Source organism: Streptomyces sp. NPDC026500 (genome assembly GCF_055567635.1).
Genome location: NZ_JBVHQB010000007.1, coordinates 198,226 through 214,115 on the forward strand (window position 1 = coordinate 198,226; position 15,890 = coordinate 214,115).

At 71.9% G+C, this 15,890-nt stretch carries 12 protein-coding genes and 2 pseudogenes; 6 read left to right on the plus strand and 8 right to left on the minus strand.

Annotation, left to right across the window (positions count from 1 at the left end):
* Positions 1-66: 66 nt before the first annotated feature.
* On the plus strand, positions 67-1,692 hold the full coding sequence (locus ACZ4N5_RS15345; protein ID WP_467757575.1) for a vWA domain-containing protein: 1,626 nt from the start codon (positions 67-69) through the stop codon (positions 1,690-1,692).
* Positions 1,693-1,904: 212 nt separating this feature from the next.
* A complete protein-coding gene (locus ACZ4N5_RS15350; protein ID WP_467757576.1) occupies positions 1,905-3,827 on the plus strand; it encodes an AMP-dependent synthetase/ligase in 1,923 nt (640 codons plus the stop codon).
* Positions 3,828-3,973: 146 nt separating this feature from the next.
* On the opposite strand, the gene ACZ4N5_RS15355 is transcribed toward ACZ4N5_RS15350, so the two are convergent.
* Entirely contained in the window at positions 3,974-4,381 is a 408-nt protein-coding gene (locus ACZ4N5_RS15355) for a rodlin (protein WP_467757577.1), read from the minus strand.
* Positions 4,382-4,580: 199 nt separating this feature from the next.
* Positions 4,581-4,991 (minus strand): rodlin, encoded by a 411-nt coding sequence (locus ACZ4N5_RS15360; RefSeq protein ID WP_467757578.1) that lies wholly within the window; start codon positions 4,989-4,991, stop codon positions 4,581-4,583.
* Positions 4,992-5,248: 257 nt separating this feature from the next.
* Between ACZ4N5_RS15360 and ACZ4N5_RS15365 the strand changes: the two are divergent.
* The 3 genes and pseudogenes from ACZ4N5_RS15365 to ACZ4N5_RS15375 all read left to right on the plus strand — a co-directional run.
* Positions 5,249-5,507: pseudogene (locus tag ACZ4N5_RS15365) on the plus strand (rodlin); the annotation flags it as partial.
* 341 nt (positions 5,508-5,848) lie between these two features.
* Positions 5,849-6,040, plus strand: a complete 192-nt coding sequence (locus ACZ4N5_RS15370) for a chaplin (RefSeq protein WP_467757704.1) — start codon at positions 5,849-5,851, stop codon at positions 6,038-6,040.
* 106 nt (positions 6,041-6,146) lie between these two features.
* On the plus strand, positions 6,147-7,217 hold the full coding sequence (locus ACZ4N5_RS15375; protein ID WP_467757579.1) for a chaplin: 1,071 nt from the start codon (positions 6,147-6,149) through the stop codon (positions 7,215-7,217).
* A 79-nt stretch (positions 7,218-7,296) separates the two neighbouring features.
* Here ACZ4N5_RS15375 and ACZ4N5_RS15380 read toward each other — a convergent pair whose 3' ends face one another.
* The gene (locus tag ACZ4N5_RS15380; RefSeq protein WP_467757580.1) at positions 7,297-8,568 is read right to left on the minus strand and encodes an FAD-dependent oxidoreductase; all 1,272 of its coding nucleotides are present in this window, start codon (positions 8,566-8,568) and stop codon (positions 7,297-7,299) included.
* Positions 8,568-10,112: a carboxylate--amine ligase gene (locus ACZ4N5_RS15385; RefSeq protein ID WP_467757581.1), complete on the minus strand. Its 1,545-nt coding sequence runs from the start codon at positions 10,110-10,112 to the stop codon at positions 8,568-8,570. The genes ACZ4N5_RS15380 and ACZ4N5_RS15385 overlap by 1 nt, the downstream gene beginning before the upstream one ends.
* Before the next feature lie 272 nt (positions 10,113-10,384).
* Here ACZ4N5_RS15385 and ACZ4N5_RS15390 point away from each other — a divergent pair.
* Positions 10,385-11,767: pseudogene (locus ACZ4N5_RS15390) on the plus strand (glycoside hydrolase family 26 protein); the annotation flags it as partial.
* A 520-nt stretch (positions 11,768-12,287) separates the two neighbouring features.
* Here the strand turns inward: ACZ4N5_RS15390 and ACZ4N5_RS15395 are convergent.
* The 4 genes from ACZ4N5_RS15395 to ACZ4N5_RS15410 are packed head-to-tail and all read right to left on the minus strand — an operon-like array spanning position 12,288 to position 15,889.
* Positions 12,288-13,415 (minus strand): GNAT family N-acetyltransferase, encoded by a 1,128-nt coding sequence (locus tag ACZ4N5_RS15395; RefSeq protein ID WP_467757582.1) that lies wholly within the window; start codon positions 13,413-13,415, stop codon positions 12,288-12,290.
* Complete coding sequence (locus ACZ4N5_RS15400; protein WP_467757583.1) at positions 13,412-14,068, minus strand: YveK family protein; 657 nt, start codon at positions 14,066-14,068, stop codon at positions 13,412-13,414. Before ACZ4N5_RS15400 ends, ACZ4N5_RS15395 begins: the two co-directional genes overlap by 4 nt.
* A gap of 16 nt (positions 14,069-14,084) precedes the next feature.
* Positions 14,085-15,197: a glycosyltransferase gene (locus ACZ4N5_RS15405; RefSeq protein WP_467757584.1), complete on the minus strand. Its 1,113-nt coding sequence runs from the start codon at positions 15,195-15,197 to the stop codon at positions 14,085-14,087.
* A complete protein-coding gene (locus tag ACZ4N5_RS15410; protein WP_467757705.1) occupies positions 15,194-15,889 on the minus strand; it encodes a polysaccharide deacetylase family protein in 696 nt (231 codons plus the stop codon). The genes ACZ4N5_RS15405 and ACZ4N5_RS15410 overlap by 4 nt, the downstream gene beginning before the upstream one ends.
* Between the last annotated feature and the right edge of the window lies 1 nt (position 15,890).

Below are 15,890 nucleotides of genomic sequence, written 5' to 3' on the forward strand. Positions count from 1 at the left end.
GGCCCCCTCGGCCGTCACAGTCACATATATCGGCCCACACAAGGGCCGTACGCCGAGGGGGCACAGATGGGGAAGAACCACATACGGACGGCGGCCGACGCGGGCCGCCCAGGCGACGGCGCGCGGACGGCGACCCGTCGACGGATCGGCGTCTCGCTGCTCGCCCTGACGGTGGCGGGCACGGTGCTGCTCACGGGATGCGGCGCGGGCGGCGGCAACAACTCCTCGGACGGCGCGGACAAGTCCGGCGGCCGCAACCTTCCGCTGCCGGCCCCCGTCCAGCCGACGGGCGGCCCGGCCAAGGGTGATCAGCAGGGCGAGCAGTCGGACGCCCCCGATGTCACGCCGTCGCCCGACTACCTCTCCACCTTCGCCCTCGACGTCGACACGGCGTCGTACGGGTATGCCCGCCGCACCCTCGCGAGCGGCGGTGTCCCGGACCCCACCACGATCCGTCCCGAGGAGTTCGTCAACAGCTTCCGCCAGGACTACCGGCGCCCCGAGGGCAACGGCTTCACTGTCACCGTCGACGGCGCCCGCACCGACGACGGACGCTGGTCCCTCCTCCGGGTCGGCCTCGCCACCCGGGCCGCCGACAGCGAGAGCGAACGCCCGCCCGCCGCCCTCACCTTCGTCATCGACATCTCGGGCTCCATGTCCGAGCCGGGGCGCCTCGACCTGGCCCAGAACTCGCTCGACGTGATGACGGACCGGCTGCGCGACGACGACTCGGTCGCCCTGGTCACCTTCAGCGACGAGGCCAGGACCGTGCTGCCGATGACCCGGCTCGGCGACCACCGGGGCCGCGTCCACCGGGCGATCGACAGCCTGGAGCCGACCGACTCGACCAACCTCGGCGCGGGTGTGAAGACCGGGTACGCGACCGCCGTCGAGGGACTGCGCAAGGGTGCCACCAACAGGGTCGTCCTGATCTCCGACGGCCTCGCCAACACCGGTGACACGGACGCCGACAGCATCCTCGAACGGATCTCCGCCGCCCGCCGCGAGCACGGCATCACCCTCTTCGGCGTCGGTGTCGGCAGCGACTACGGCGACGCCCTCATGGAGCGCCTCGCCGACAAGGGCGACGGCCACACGACGTACGTCTCCAGCCGTGACGACGCTCTCACCGTCTTCTGCGACCAGCTTCCGCAGAACATCGACCTCACGGCACGCGACGCCAAGGCGCAGGTCGCCTTCGACCCCGAGACGGTCGAGCAGTTCCGGCTGATCGGCTACGACGACCGCAAGGTCGCCGACCAGGACTTCCGCAACGACCAGGTGGACGGCGGCGAAGTGGGTCCCGGCCACACCGTCACCGCGCTCTACGCCGTGCGCACCCGCCCCGGTGCCTCCGGCCATCTGGCCACCGCGAGCGTCCGCTGGCTCGACCCCGACTCCCGCGCCCCGCACGAGGAGTACGGCAGCCTGGAGACCGTCGCCCTGAGGTCCGGAGTCTGGGCCTCGTCCCGCTCCTTCCAGGTCACCGCCGTGGCCGCCTACTTCGCCGACGCCCTGCGCTCGGGCGATGCCCGCTGGAGCTCGCTGCCCGGTGCCCTCCCGCTCGGTGAACTCGCCTCGCACGCCCACGGTCTGGCGAAGGACACCGAGGACAACGACGTGGCGAATCTCGCCACCGCCATCGACCAGGCCGACGGATTGAACATCTGTGACGCGGACTGCGACAGGTAGTTCGTCTGCCTGCCCGCCTGCCCGCCTGCCCGCCTGCCCGCCTGCCCGCCTGCCTGCCTGCCTGCCGGTCTGCCCGCCCGCCGTCTGTTCGTCGGTCGGCGGGCGGACGGCGGGACCGGCCCGCCGGGGACGAATCGTGCGCGGCCCATTGAATTTCTGTTACGCACGGGTAAGTTGACTCGGCGGTAACGACCCTGCGAACGGGAGCCGTGATGGGCGTACGCAAGGATCTGAAACGGGCGAAGCGGCACGCGGACCTGGCGAGCCGCAGCCAGGTGGAGCTGGTCAGGGACGAGAGCGGTACGGTCCGCGAGGCGCGCACCGCCCCGCTGGCACCCACCCCCACCACCGGCAGCACGGCCGACCTGCCGTTCACCAACGCGGCCGAGGCACCCGACGCGGTCGTGCTGCGCCGGCCGCGGGACGGCGGCGGCTGGGCGCCGGTGACCGCGGCCGCCTTCGCCCGCGAAGTCACCGACGTTGCCAAGGGGTTGATCGTGGCGGGCCTCGAACCGGGCGGCCGGGTCGCGGTGATGTCCCGCACGCGCTACGAGTGGACGGTCCTCGACTTCGCCGTCTGGGCGGCCGGCGGCCAGACCGTCCCGGTCTACGCGACCTCCTCCGCCGAACAAGTGGATTGGATCGTCCGGGACTCGGGCGCCCGCTTCGTGGTCGTCGAGACCCCCGGGAACACGGAGACCGTGGCCACCGGCGTCGTCCGCCACCCCGAACCCCCGCGTGTCTGGCAGCTGGACGCGGGCGCCCTCGCCGAACTCACCTCCCTGGGACGGGGCATCACCGACGAGGAGGTCGCCAAGCGGCGCGCCGCGCTCGCCCCCGAGACGGTCGCGACGATCTGCTACACCTCCGGGACCACCGGCAGACCCAAGGGCTGCGTCCTCACCCACGCCAACCTGTACGCCGAGGCCGCCAACACGGTCGAGCTGCTGCACCCCGTCTTCCAGCAGGTCACCGGCCGGACCGCTTCGACGATCCTCTTCCTCCCGCTCGCCCACATCATGGGCCGCACCCTCCAGATCGCCTGTCTGATGGCCCGCATCGAGCTGGGTCACTGCCCGAGCATCAAACCGGACGAACTCCGGCCCGCACTGCGGGAGTTCCGGCCCACCTTCCTGGTCGGCGTCCCGTACCTCTTCGAGAAGATCCACGCCACCGGGCGCGCGACCGCGGAGAAGATGGGCCGCGCCGCCTCCTTCGACCGCGCCGACCGCGTGGGCGTGCGCTTCGGAGAGGCGTATCTGAACCGGTTCCTCGGCACGGGCAAGGGCCCCGGGCCCGGCCTGTACGCGGCCTGGGCGTTGTACGACCTGCTGGTCTACCGACGCATCCGCAAGGAACTCGGCGGCCGCGCCCACTACGCCATCAGCGGCGGCTCCCCGCTCGACCGCAACCTCAACCTCTTTTTCTACGCCGCCGGAATCATCGTCTACGAGGGCTACGGGCTGACCGAGACGACCGCCGCCGCCACCGTCGTCCCGCCTCTCGGCCCCCGCCCCGGAACGGTCGGCCTGCCGGTCCCGGGCACCGCCGTCCGGATCGCCGACGACGGAGAGGTACTGATCAAGGGGGGTGTCGTCTTCGGCGCCTACTGGAACAACCCGGCGGCTACCGACGCCGTCCTGACCGAGGACTGGTTCGCCACCGGCGATCTCGGCGCGCTGGACCAGGACGGCTATCTCACGATCACCGGCCGCAAGAAGGACATCCTCATCACCACGGGCGGCAAGAACGTCTCGCCCGCCGTCCTGGAGGACCGGCTGCGCAGCCGCGCACCCGTCGGACAATGCCTCGCCGTCGGCGACAACCGCCCGTTCGTCGCGGCCCTGATCACCCTCGACACCGAGGCGGTCGCCCACTGGCTCGCCGTCCGCGGACTCCCCGCGGACACCCCGCTGTCGGACGTTGTCCGCGACCCCCGCATGCGCGCCGAGGTCCAGAAGGTCGTGGACTACGCCAACGAAGCGGTCTCCCGGGCCGAATCCATTCGCGCGTTCGCCTTGGTGGAAGGCGAGTTCACCGAGGACAATGGCCTGCTCACCCCGTCCCTCAAGGTGCGGCGGCACGCGGTGACGGCGGTGTACGCGGCCGACATCGAGGCGCTGTACGGGAGTTGAGCGCCCGGCACCGGACGGTGAGAAGACCCTGGCACCGGACGTCGGGAAGATCCCCGTACTTGACGCCGGGCAGGCCCTGGCGGCGGACACGGGAACAGCGGGCCGCTCCGAGGAGTGACCCGCTGTCCGTGGTACGCCGAAGGGGTTCAGCTGCGGTTGGCGCCGTTGCCCGACAGGACCGGGATGTTGTCCAGGATGTGCGAGAGGGGCTCGTCGCCCTTGGCCTGGGTGGAGTTCTCGGTGCACTGCTGGTTCTGCGGGGCCGACAGGATCGGGACGTCCTGGACGCCGATCGGCGCCGCGCCGACGAGCGACTGGGTGTTGAGCTTGGCCGGCAGGCCGATGCAGGGCTTGTTCAGGGAGCCCTGCACCAGCGAGAGCTGGGGGCTCATGTCGCCGTGCGTGGCCTGGTTGCCGTACTTCTGGACGGCGTCGTTGCCGTTGAGGGTGGTGACGCCGCCGTCGTTGCCGATGGCGAGTGCCTGGGGCGCGGCGGCAGCCGCGACGCCGACGAGGGAAGCGGCAACGGCCGCGGTCGCCCAGAGCTTCTTCATGTTCGTTTGCCCTTTCGGAGAGCGGACTCCGACAGGAGCCGCGTCATGATCAACAGTGCTGCGGATGGTGTGGTTGCGGGTGTCCCCCGAATGGCCCGAGGAGTTCCCGGGTCGGTGCGTCGCCGCCGCTGCCGTCGTGGAGGTGGCAGCGGCAGCGGGCCGCCGGACGCGCCGGCGGCCCACTGTGCGCGGCGGTGGGTCAGCTGCGGCTGGCGCCGTTGCCCGACAGGACCGGGATGTTGTCCAGGATGTGCGAGAGGGGCTCGTCGCCCTTGGCCTGGGTGGAGTTCTCGGTGCACTGCTGGTTCTGCGGGGCCGACAGGATCGGGACGTCCTGGACGCCGATCGGCACCGCGCCGACGAGCGACTGGGTGTCGAGCTTGGCCGGCAGGCCGATGCAGGGCTTGTTCAGCGAGCCCTGGATGAGCGCCATCTGCGGGCTCATGTTGCCGTACGTGGCCTGGTTGCCGTAGATCTGCGCGGCGTGGTTGCCGTTGACGGTGGTGACACCGTCGTCGTTGCCGAGGGCCAGCGCCTGGGGCGCGGCGGCAGCCGAGGCTCCGACGACGGAAGCGGCGATCGCCGCAGCAGCCATAACCTTCTTGATCACTTGCTGATCCCTTCTGGAGAAACCCCGTCCACCGGAGCGACCTGGACAACTGGGCCTGGGGCGCATAGTTGCTCCGATTCACCCCAATGGCCTATATGGGTGGTGCGACGGTCAAATTCTCGGGCCATAGGTTCCATGAATTCGGACGGGCTGAGCAGCCCGATCGGGTGACGTCACGGAACGAATCCCGCCGGCTCCGGTTGAGGGGGAGCCGGAATGTGTGTCACGACCGAGAAGGGCCCGGAGAAATGCCGGCCAAGGGGGACATGAGCCCCCAGCTCTCGCTCGCCCAGGGCACGCTCGACAAGCTCTGGGTCGGCCTGCCGGCCAAGGCCGGCGTGGGCTCGGTCCTCGGCGGCATCCCGATCACCGCTGCTCAGGACGTCTCGATCTCCTCTGCGCCGCAGAACCGGCAGTGCGCCGAGAACTCCACCCAGGCCAAGGATGACGAGCCGGCTGTTCCACATGGCGGACAGCATCCCGGTCCTGTCGGGCAACGGCGCCGGCCGCGGCTGACCCTCCGGTCCGGGCCCCGACGCGTGTTCTCGTCGTTCATATGAATTCCGCCTCTGCCGAGTTGACATTCCCGCCCCGGGCGAAACGCTCCTTCTTGAAGGAGCGTTTCGCCTGATGTGAAGCTTCCGTGTCGATTCCGCGCAGGGCGATTCGAGTGAATTCCCAATTGGCGTACGGTCCGCAGTTTCTTCGGTCGTCCGTCCCTCGTTTGCAGCCTGTAGGTCATGGTGCGAGCCAATCAAGTTGTGCTCGCTCGGTTTCGGCCGACAAAGGGGCATGACCCAGAGAAGGGAAAGCACGTGAAGCACAAGAAGAGCGCTGCTGTCGTCGCCGGCGCGATCATGGCGCTGGGCATGGCTGCCCCGGCCTTCGCGGACGCGGGTGCCGAGGGCGCCGCCGTTCACTCTCCCGGTGTCCTCTCCGGGAACGTGGTCCAGGTCCCCATCCACGTCCCCGTCAACGTGTGCGGCAACTCGGTCAACGTGTTCGCCCTGCTGAACCCGGCGATCGGCAACGTCTGCGTCAACCACTGACGCCTCGGCACTTCAGCCGCCTCCGGCTGTGCCACGGCCGGCCTGGGACCACCTCTTGGTCCCAAGGCCGGCTTCCTCACTTCTACCAGCAGGAAGACAAACAAGAGTGCGACAGAACCTGAGTAGGGGAGTGGTCCTGGCCGCGGCTGCGACGGGCATCATGTCCCTGTACGCCAGTCCGGCCTTCGCGGACTCGAACACGACCGCGACCGCTTCGGACTCACCCGGCGTAGCGTCGGGAAACAACGTCCAGGTTCCGGTGAACGTGCCGCTGAACGTCTGCGGCAACACGGTCGACGTCGTCGCCGCCCTCAACCCGGCGTTCGGCAACTCCTGTGCCAACGGCTCGGGTTCGCACGGCCGGCACGCCGCACCGCACCACCCGGCCCAGCACGACACCGGCTCCACGCATGGTTCGGGCCCCGCCGCCGGCCACAGCGGCACCGACCACTCGGGCGGCGGCTACGGCAGCCACGGCGGTGAACACGGCCGCCACGGCGGTCTCTCGGGCGGCGGTCACAGCGGTGAGCACGATGGCCGGGGTGGATACGGCGGTCATGGCGGTGAACCCGGCGGCTACGGCGACTCGGGATACGGCCACTCCGGATACGGGGACTCCGGTCACGGCCACGGTCAGGGGTACGGCGACTCCGGTCACGGAGGTCCGGGTTCCGGCGACTCGCGTGCCCACCACGGGGGTTGGAGCGGCTCGTCGTCGTACGGCGGGACGCAGGGCTCGCCCGGTGTCCTGTCGGGCGACCACGCCGCTGCTCCGGTGGACGTGCCGGTCGAGCTCTGCGGGAACACCGCGGACGTGATCGCTCTGTTGAACCCCGCCATCGGCAACGAATGCGGCCATCACCACGCGCCGGAGGGCCACGCGACGACCCCGCACCACTGCACTCCGCCGCCGCCCCCTCCGCACACGCCCCCGCGGACGGTCCACGAGCACCCGCCGACGCGGACTCCGCACACGCCTGCCGTGTACACCCCGCCCGTGAAGGTCCACGAGCAGCCCCCCGGGCCGCCCGTCATGGTGCACCAGCGGTACACCCCGCCCGCGACGCTGGCGGAGACCGGTAGTGAGGGACTGCTCGCCACCACGGCGGCCAGTGCCGCCCTGCTGGCCGGCGGCACCGTGCTGTACCGGCGAAGCCGGGCCGCGTCCCGTCCGTGACGCTCCGCTCCGGGTGCCGGACGCGTCAACGCGCCCGGCACCCGGAGCGGTCCGCGCGCTCCCCCCTGCGCCGCCGGAGTCAGCGCCCGGGGCCGAGCCCCTGGTCAGATCCCTGCCGACGGCGATCCCCGGGCGCCGGAATCCGTCCGCCGCCCGGCCCCGTGCGCAGCCGCCGTCGTACACCGCGCACCAGCGTGTCCGCGGTGAAACCGGCGCCCTGCACGAAGCGCATGGCCGGACCGAAGCCGGAGGCGGTGATCAGGCCCGCCATGAAGAGCCCTGGCACCGACGTCTCGAAGTCCCGGCCGATCTCTGGAGAACCGTCGGGCGCCGCCGCCAGAGGGGCCCGCAGCTCTTCGGCGAGCAGACCGAGCCGCTCGCGCCGCGCCCTGAACCCCGTGGCCGCGATGACGTGGTCGGTCTCCAGACAGGTCGGCGTGCCGCCCCGGTCCACCGTTTCGAGCCGTACGCCGATGCCCGAGGTGTAGGCCGACGTGACCTCGTGACCCAGCATCAGCTCGATCACCGGTTCGACGCGGTCGCGCACCCACCAGGCACCCGCCGGGCCCAGCGCGGTCGCCGCGATCCGCGTCCGGGTGGGTTCCGGGAGCCGGCGGAAGAGTCCGGGGCGCTCGGCGTAGAACCAGTTGCGCCAGCCGCAGCCCAGACCGCTGTGCGGGGCGCGGGCCGACCGCCACCACGGCCGTTCCCAGGCGGGCGGCACGTCGTTCCAGTACAGCCGGTCTGCACGGGCCACGACCCTTGTCCGGGTGCCCTGTTCGGCGAGCAGGGCCGCTGTCTCCAGGGCGGCCTGGCCGCCGCCGATCACCGTGACGTCATGGCCCCGGAAGCGGGAGAGGTCACCGTGCCGGCTGCTGTGCGACACCTGCTCGGGCCCGAGGCCGTTCAGCGCGGCCGGCACCTCGACGAAGGGCATCACACCGATGGCCAGGGCGACCGTGCGGGCGCGCAGCACCTCGCCGTCGTCGACCAGGGCCTCGAAGCCTCCCGGGCACGCCCGCACGCGGACGACCATGCGTTCGTCGACGTCGGGCACGGCGTTGCGGGCGAACCACAGGCCGTAGGACGCGAACAGCTCGACCGGGATCGGCTCGCCGTGCCGGGCCGCGACACCCCGGCCCGCGCAGTACGTCTCCAGGCGCCAGCGGCCTTCGGGGTCGGAGAGGCTGGACGCCCACGGCTCCGACTTCAGGAACATGCCGTGCGGCATGTGGTCACGCCAGGACGCCATCGGGCGGCCGAGGACGCGCAGGCTCAGCCCGGCCGCCGCGGCGTGGGACGCGATGGACAGGCCGTAGGGGCCGGCTCCCACCACCAAGAGGTCGTACATCAGCAGTTGCTCGCTTTCTCGTCGTCGGCAAGGGGGTGGGCCGGCGGGCCCGCCGGCAGGGCGGTCAGGTGGGCGGACATCCGGTCGAAGCGGGGGTCGGCGCGCGGAACCGGCCCGCCGCGCGGTCGTAAGACGGTCGAGTCCGCGCTCGCGGCGACCGGTTTCTCCACCTCGGCCGTCACTGTCTCGGCCGCCGCTGTCCCGGCCGCCGCCGTCTCGGGAGGGCCGACCGGCATCCGGGTCGTCACCCCGGCCCCCTCCCGCGGCCCGGTCGTCGTCCCGAAGGACTCCACCGTCCCGGCCGTCTCTACCGCCCCGGTCGCCTCTGCCGCCCCGGCCCTGTCCGCCGCGACGAGCGGCCCGCGCAGCCGGCGGCCGACGCGCTGCGCCAGGCGCAGGGACACATGGCGGGCCCACAGACCCCACATCGCCCGACCGGGGGCGCGGTCGTCCACCGCGTGCCAGGCCAGTTCGCGCCCCGCGGACGGGGGACGCAGCGCGTCGAGCGGCGCGTAGTTCTCCACCACGAACACCCGGCCCGGCAGGGGTGCCGGTTCGGGCATCGGACGGTCGGTCAGATCCAGGTGCAGGGCGCGTACGACGTCCAGGCCCGACCCGTCCTCGAAGAGCCGGAACTGGGCGCCGGGGCGGGGGTTGAAGTCGAGCAGGTGGTAGCGGCCCGTCGTGGCGTCCCGGCGGAAGTCGAGGTCGAAGATGCCGCGATAGCCGAGGGCCCCGGTGAGCCGTTCGACGAGGGTCTGGAGCTGCGGGTTGGGTGTCCAGCGGCCGACCACGGTGAGACCCGCGCCGCGCGGCCAGGCGCGGTGTTTGCGCCCTGCGCCGCCGCCGTGTGTCACACCGGACCGGTCGACGTAGCCGTGGAAGAACCAGTCGCCGTCGGGCCCGGGCGGCAGGAAGGCCTGGAGAAGCAGCCGGCTGCCCGCCTCCGCGGTGCGCAGATACAGGGCCTGCGCCTCCTTCGCCGAGCGGACCAGCACCGTGCTGCGCAGATCCCTTCCGGCCGGGATCAGCCAGGGGCGGCTCCACTTGGCCACCAGCGGCAGCCCCAGTTGCCAGGCCGCCGCGGCCGCCTGCGCCGGGCTCTGCGGCATCAGTGTCACCGGGTGCGGTACGCCCACGCTCTCGCAGACGGCGGCCAGTTCGGCCTTGTCGGCGACGCGTTCGGCGAGGGCGCCGGACTGCCGGGGCAGCAGGTACCCGCCGGCGAGTTCCTCGCCCAGACGGCTCACCGCGAGGGCGCTCGCGTCATCCATCGGGACCAGTACGGCACGTCGGGAAACCCGGGCGGCCACTCGGCGCAACACCGCGGCGATGTCCGCGAGGGACGAACCGGGTGGCGGCGGAGGGTGCATCTCGCACACAAAACGCGAACCGCGGACGGGACTTCCCGCCGAATCGGCGACGAGGTGGACCTCCACACCGGCTCGGCCGAGTGAGCGTACGGCTCCCAGCGTTCCGTGGTGAAAGGGATTCCGGTCGATGCGCAGCAGCACGGCGGGGACCCGGTTGTCGAGATGCGGCACGGGCTCTTCCTTCGGGTCGGCGACCCGGTCGGCGAAGGAACGGGATCGGTGACGGGATCTGAACGGGGAACTGAATGGGATCGGGATCGGGATCGGGGACGCGGTCGGGAGGGAATCCGGGACGGGCGCGGTGACCACAGGGCGGGTCACCCGTGCGAGTGATCATCAGGAGTGGAGGCCGGAACCCCCGTTGGCTGAATAGGTATTTATATGACTGAGTGTCAGTAATCGGACATGGAAATCCGAGGATCAAGAGGGAGAGAGGAGCAGGCATGGCCCCACAGCAGCAGCGGCCCCGAAGCGGAAGGCTGGCGTTCATCGCGGCCGGCATCGTCACGTCGGTCGCTCTTGTGTCCGGTCCGGCATACGCCGTGGGCGCCGGGGCGGTGCGGGTCGGTGACCCGCCGGCTCCGACACCCAGGGCGGCGACACCGCCCGCGAACTCCTCGGCCATCGGCGGCGTTCCGACTCCAAGCCCGACCGTGCCCCAGAGCCAGAGCCAGAGCCAGAGCCAGAGCCAGAGCCAGACCCTGCCGTCGGCGTCGCCGTCCACCGAGCCGACCGCGACCGCCGCCGTACCCACGGGGCCCGTCGCGACCGGGGTGAAGCCCGCGCTGCCCGTCAAGCAGGCCCTCGCGGCGCCGCCCGCCTTCGGCGCCTATCTCGACTACGGTGCCGGGGCTATCGCCCGCATCGAGCAGCTCAGCCAGTGGCTGGGCGGCACCGAACTGCGGGTCGGGCACACGTATCTGCCCGGCGACCGCTGGAGCAACATCGAGGGCGCGCCCGGATTCCTGGACGCCTGGGCGGACTGGCGCCGCCGACGGGACGACCGGATGCTTGTCCTCAACGTCCCGATGATGGAGCACAACGAGGAGGGGCTGTCCGACGACCAGGTCCGCCTGCTGCTGCGCGAGGCCGAGACCGGAGCCTTCGACCACCATTTCCGCGCGCTCGCCGAGCGGCTCGTCGAGCTGAAGGTGCCCGACACCGTCATCGTGCTCGGCTGGGAAATGAACGGCATCACGTACACCCATCGCTGCGGTCCCGACCCGGAGGCCTGGAAGCGGTACTGGAACAGAATCGTCACCGCCATGCGGGCGGTGCCGGGACAGAGATTCCGGTTCGATTTCGCCCCGAGCCGCGGCCGGGACGGCATTCCCTGGACCCAGTGCTATCCGGGGGACGACACGGTCGACGTCATCGGCATGGACACGTACGACCAGCCGTCGGGGCTCTCGTTCGACGAGCAGGTGAAGGAGCCGTACGGGCTTCAGGACCAGGTGAACTTCGCGAAGGCCCACGGCAAGTCCATTTCCTATCCCGAATGGGGCCTCTTCCAGAACGGCGACAACGCGGCGTACATGAAGGACATGCTCGCGTGGATCGACGAGCACAAGCCGCTGTACAACACGCTCACCGACTACTGCCCGCACGGCGTGTGGCAGTGCGAGGACAATCCCCTGGCGGCCCAGGCGTACCGCGCCGCGCTGTCTCATTTCACCGATCCGACGACGACGGTTCCGGAGCCGGACGCGACGCCGACGTCCGACCCGGCTTCGACGCCGACGTCCGAGTCGACACCGCCGTCCGACCCGGTCTCGACGCCGACACCTGAGCCGGCTTCGACGCCGACCCCGACGTCCGACCCGGTCTCGACGCCCAAGCCCACGCCGCCGCCTACGCCCGAACCGGCTTCGACGCCCAAGCCGACCCCGACCCCGCCGCACGAGCCGGTCTCGACCCCGACCCCGACTTCGACGCCCACGTCCGAGCCGGCTTCGACGCCGACACCCACACCAACGCCCAAGCCGGCCCCGACCTCCGAGCCGGCGCCGACGCCCACGCCGGCCAAGACCCCGACGCCCAAGCCGGCTTCGACTCCGACTCCGATTCCGGCCTCCACGCCGACCCCGATGCCCGAACCGGCCTCGAATCCGACACCCGAGCCGGTCTCGACGCCGACCCCGACGCCCGAGCCGGCCCCGGCACGTGAGCCGGCCTCGAATGCGACGCCGGACCCGGACACGTCCGCGTCGCCGGACACCTGTTCGTCGCTGGACCTCGGCGACTGGGTGGAGTCCTGGATCGGCGGGAAGGTGTGCGTGCGTCTCGACGGGTGGTCGCGCGACTGGTGGTCGGGCGACTGGTGACACCCCGGTGGCGGCGGGTCGTTCAGGGCCTGCCGCCACCGCGCTCCTTCCAGCTCCGCAGCAACTCCTTGCCCCGTCGGCGCGCGGCGACGTCGCAGACGACCGCCGACATCAGCGGCGCCGTACGCCGACGGGCGAGAAGCAGCCGCTGGTTGACGACGGGATCCGGGCGCCAGTGGTGCTTGTAGGGCTCGTCGCCGCGCAGCAGGCTCAGCGTCCCGCGGTCGCCCGCCTCGGTGTGCCGGGAGCAGGCGTCGAGCAGTATCACCGCCACGTCCGCCTTGCGCTCGCGCAGCCGCGGATGGGCCCCGTACAGATAACCGCCCGCCAGGCGCCGCGACAGCAGGGTGAGGTCCACGGCCATCACGGTGTCGTCGAGCCGGAACTCCGTGACCACCGCATCCCCGGACCGCACCATCGGGCCCACCGAGCGGACCAGATGCTCCGAGAACCGCTCATGGAGGTGTTCGGACGTCACCTTCCGGCCCTCCCACTGCAACCGGTGCAGTTCGAGCAGCCGGCCGAGGGCCGCGTCCACCTCGTCGTGGGCCACCACCCGCTGTTCGACCCCGAGCGCGGTGAGTTTGCGCAGCTTGGCCCGGACGCGCTGGGCCTTGGACGAGGGGAGGCGCTCCACCAGCTCGTCCATCGAGGTGGCCGGCAGCTCCAGACACAGGGAGTCCTGGAGCCGGCGGCGCGGTCCGAGCCAGTGCTCGTAGATCCGCTCCACCGCGCCGCCGGGGCGGACCTCGCGGAAGTCGATCAGCGCGGTGCGGGCCGCGGCCGACAGGCCCTCGGTCAGTGTCGCCGCCGCCCGGTCGGCGTGCTCGTCGTCGAGGAGCACGTCCGCGTAGTCGGAGATCGCCCCGCCGAGCGGTACGAGGGTCGGCAGTGGACGGCGGGTCCGCATCAGGGGCGCGACCGCGAGCAGTTCATCGCCCTCGCGCACGACCACCAGACGCAGTCGCCCCGGCGTCCCGTACGACAGCCACCAGGAGTGCAGCCAGGCGTGGCTCTGGAACGCGGTGGCGGCGCCGCAGCGGCGGTACAGGCGCCCCCAGGCCGCCGACAGCTCGGCGAACTCCCGCTCGCCGCTGACGAGTTCGGCTCGTGCGGTGCTCCGTACACCGGCCTGGAGCGTCCCGCTCACAGCTGGCCGTGCACATCGGCGGCGGTCGCCGGGCTCGGCACCGAGGCCGGGCGGGCGGTGTCGTCGGCCCGCCGGGGACGGACCAGCAGCACGAGCCCGCCGAGCAGCCCGCCCGCGCTCGCGCCGACCAGACCCGTCACCGTCGGGGATGCCGAGGACGCCGAGGTCGGCTTCATCGCGCGGGAGAACGACACGAGTTCGACGTGGGTGCTCTTCTGGCTCGCGTTGGCGTGCTGGGTCAGCGAGCGGGTGACGGCGTTGGCCATGTCGGCGGCCCGGTCGGGGCGCGAGGAGGTGGCCGAGACGGCGACCATCGGAGCGTCCGGGGAGGTCGCCGTCCGCACGCTCGTCTCCAGGGTCTTCACCGGCACACCGGCCCACACCTGCGCGTCCCCGAGCACCGCGGGCTGCGTGGCGACCCGGCCGTAGGCCTGGGCGAAACCGAGCGCGGCCGACGGATCACCCTTCTCCGTCGGTACGGCGATGACATAGCTCGTGGCCGTGTAGGTCGGGGTCTTCACCACGCCGTACGCGCCGCCGAGCACGCCGCCGAGCACGGCTCCGGCGGCGAGCAGCGACCACGGCGGCATGGTCCTCGCCCAGGAAAGGGCCGAACCCGAGGAGCTGTGGCCCCTGGTGAGGTTTTCGGACATGTGGAACTCACTCCAGTCAGGTGCGCGAGACAGCGGCCGCGTAGACGTCCATGAGCTGTGCGGCGCTGCGGGTGATGCAGTAGTGGTGGGCCGCCTCCGCGGCCGAGCGAGGGGCGGGGCCCTCCGCCCGGACACCGGTCAGGGCGCGGGCGAAGGAGTCCGCGTCGCCCCGGACCCGGACGGCACCGCGGGCGGCCCCGGGCGGCAGGTCCTCGACGGCCGGGCAGGAGGCGTACAGCACCGGGAGTCCGGCCGCCAGCGCCTCCACGACGGCCAGCCCGAACGCCTCCTCGGGGCTGGGCGAGGCGAGGACGTCCATGGCCCCTATCAGCGACGGCAGATCGGCGCCGGGAAGGCCGCCGGTGGGGCGCTCGCCGGTGAACAGGACCCGGTCCGCGACCCCGGCGTCGTGCGCCGCGCGCCGCAGCACGCTCTCCTCCGTGCCGCCGCCGACCAGCAACAGCCAGCATTCGTGGGGCAGTTCGGCCAGCGCGCGGATCAGGACGTCGAACCGCTTGCCCGCCGTGAGCCGGCCGACGCCGCCGACGACGTAGGCGCCCTCCGGCAGTCCGAGCCGGCGGCGGGTGCGTTCGCGGAGCACCGGGTCGAAGCGGAAGCGGGCGATGTCGACGCCGTTCGGCACGATCTCGATGCGCGGTCCGGGCACGCCCCAGCGGCGCAGCCGTTCGGCGACCGTGGGCGAGACGGCGACGGTGGCGCGGCCGAGCCGCTCACTGGCCAGATACAGGGCGCGTACGCCCGAGCTGAGCCGGCGGCCCTCCATCTGCGAGTCGCCGAGCGAGTGCTCGGTGGCCACGACGGCCCTCACCCCGGCCAGTCGGGCGGCGAGCCTTCCGTACACGCAGGCCCGGTAGAGGTGGGTGTGCACGAGGTCGTAGCGGCCCGCGCGGATCACCCTCACCAGGCGGGGGAGCGCACCGAGGTCGCGGTTGCCGGACATGCCCAGATGGATGACGCGCACACCGTCGTCGGTGAGCCCGTCGGCGACCGCGCCCGGGTTGGTGAGCGTCACGACGTCGCATTCGACGGGCAGATGCCTCAGCAGCAGCCGCAGTTGCTGCTCGGCGCCGCCGACGCCGAGACCGGTGATGATGTGCAGCGCCTTCATCGGCCCGCCTCGACCGGGCGTCGGCGCAGCCGGTGCAGTTTGTGCTTCAGGAACAGGCGTACGGGGGTGTCGTTCTCGCCGATGTGCACGCGGGGGAGGGCGTACGGGCCGGTCAGCGGGCCGGGGTCGATCGCGCAGCCGTAGCTGTATCCGGCCTCGCGGACGGCGTCGACGACCCGGCGGTCGACGGTCCCGTACGGGTAGCAGAAGCCCCCGACCGGAGCACCGATCAACTCTGAGAGCACCGCTCTGCTTTCCGTGACCTCGGCACGCAGCACGGCGTCGTCGGCCTTCGTCAGATCGACATGGGTGAGTCCGTGCGAGCCGACCTCGATGCCCTCGGAGGCGGCGGCGAGCCGGATGCCCTGCTTGCTCAGCAGCGGCTTGCGGGGGCCCAGCGGATCCCAGGCGTTCTCGCCGCCGAGCCGGCCGGGCAGGACGAAGAGGGTGGCGCCGAAGCCGTGGCGCCGCAGGAGGGGGAGGGCGGTCTCGACGAAGTCGGCGTATCCGTCGTCGAAGGTGAGGCCGACCAGATCCCGCCCCTGGCCGCGGGCGCGGGCCGCGAGCAGGTCCGTCATGCGCACCCCGCGCAGACCGCGCCGGCGCAGCCAGCCCAGCTGCTGATCGAGTCGGTCAGGGGAGACCGTGATGCGGTACGGGTCGTCGGAACAGTCCCCGACGGAGTGGTACATC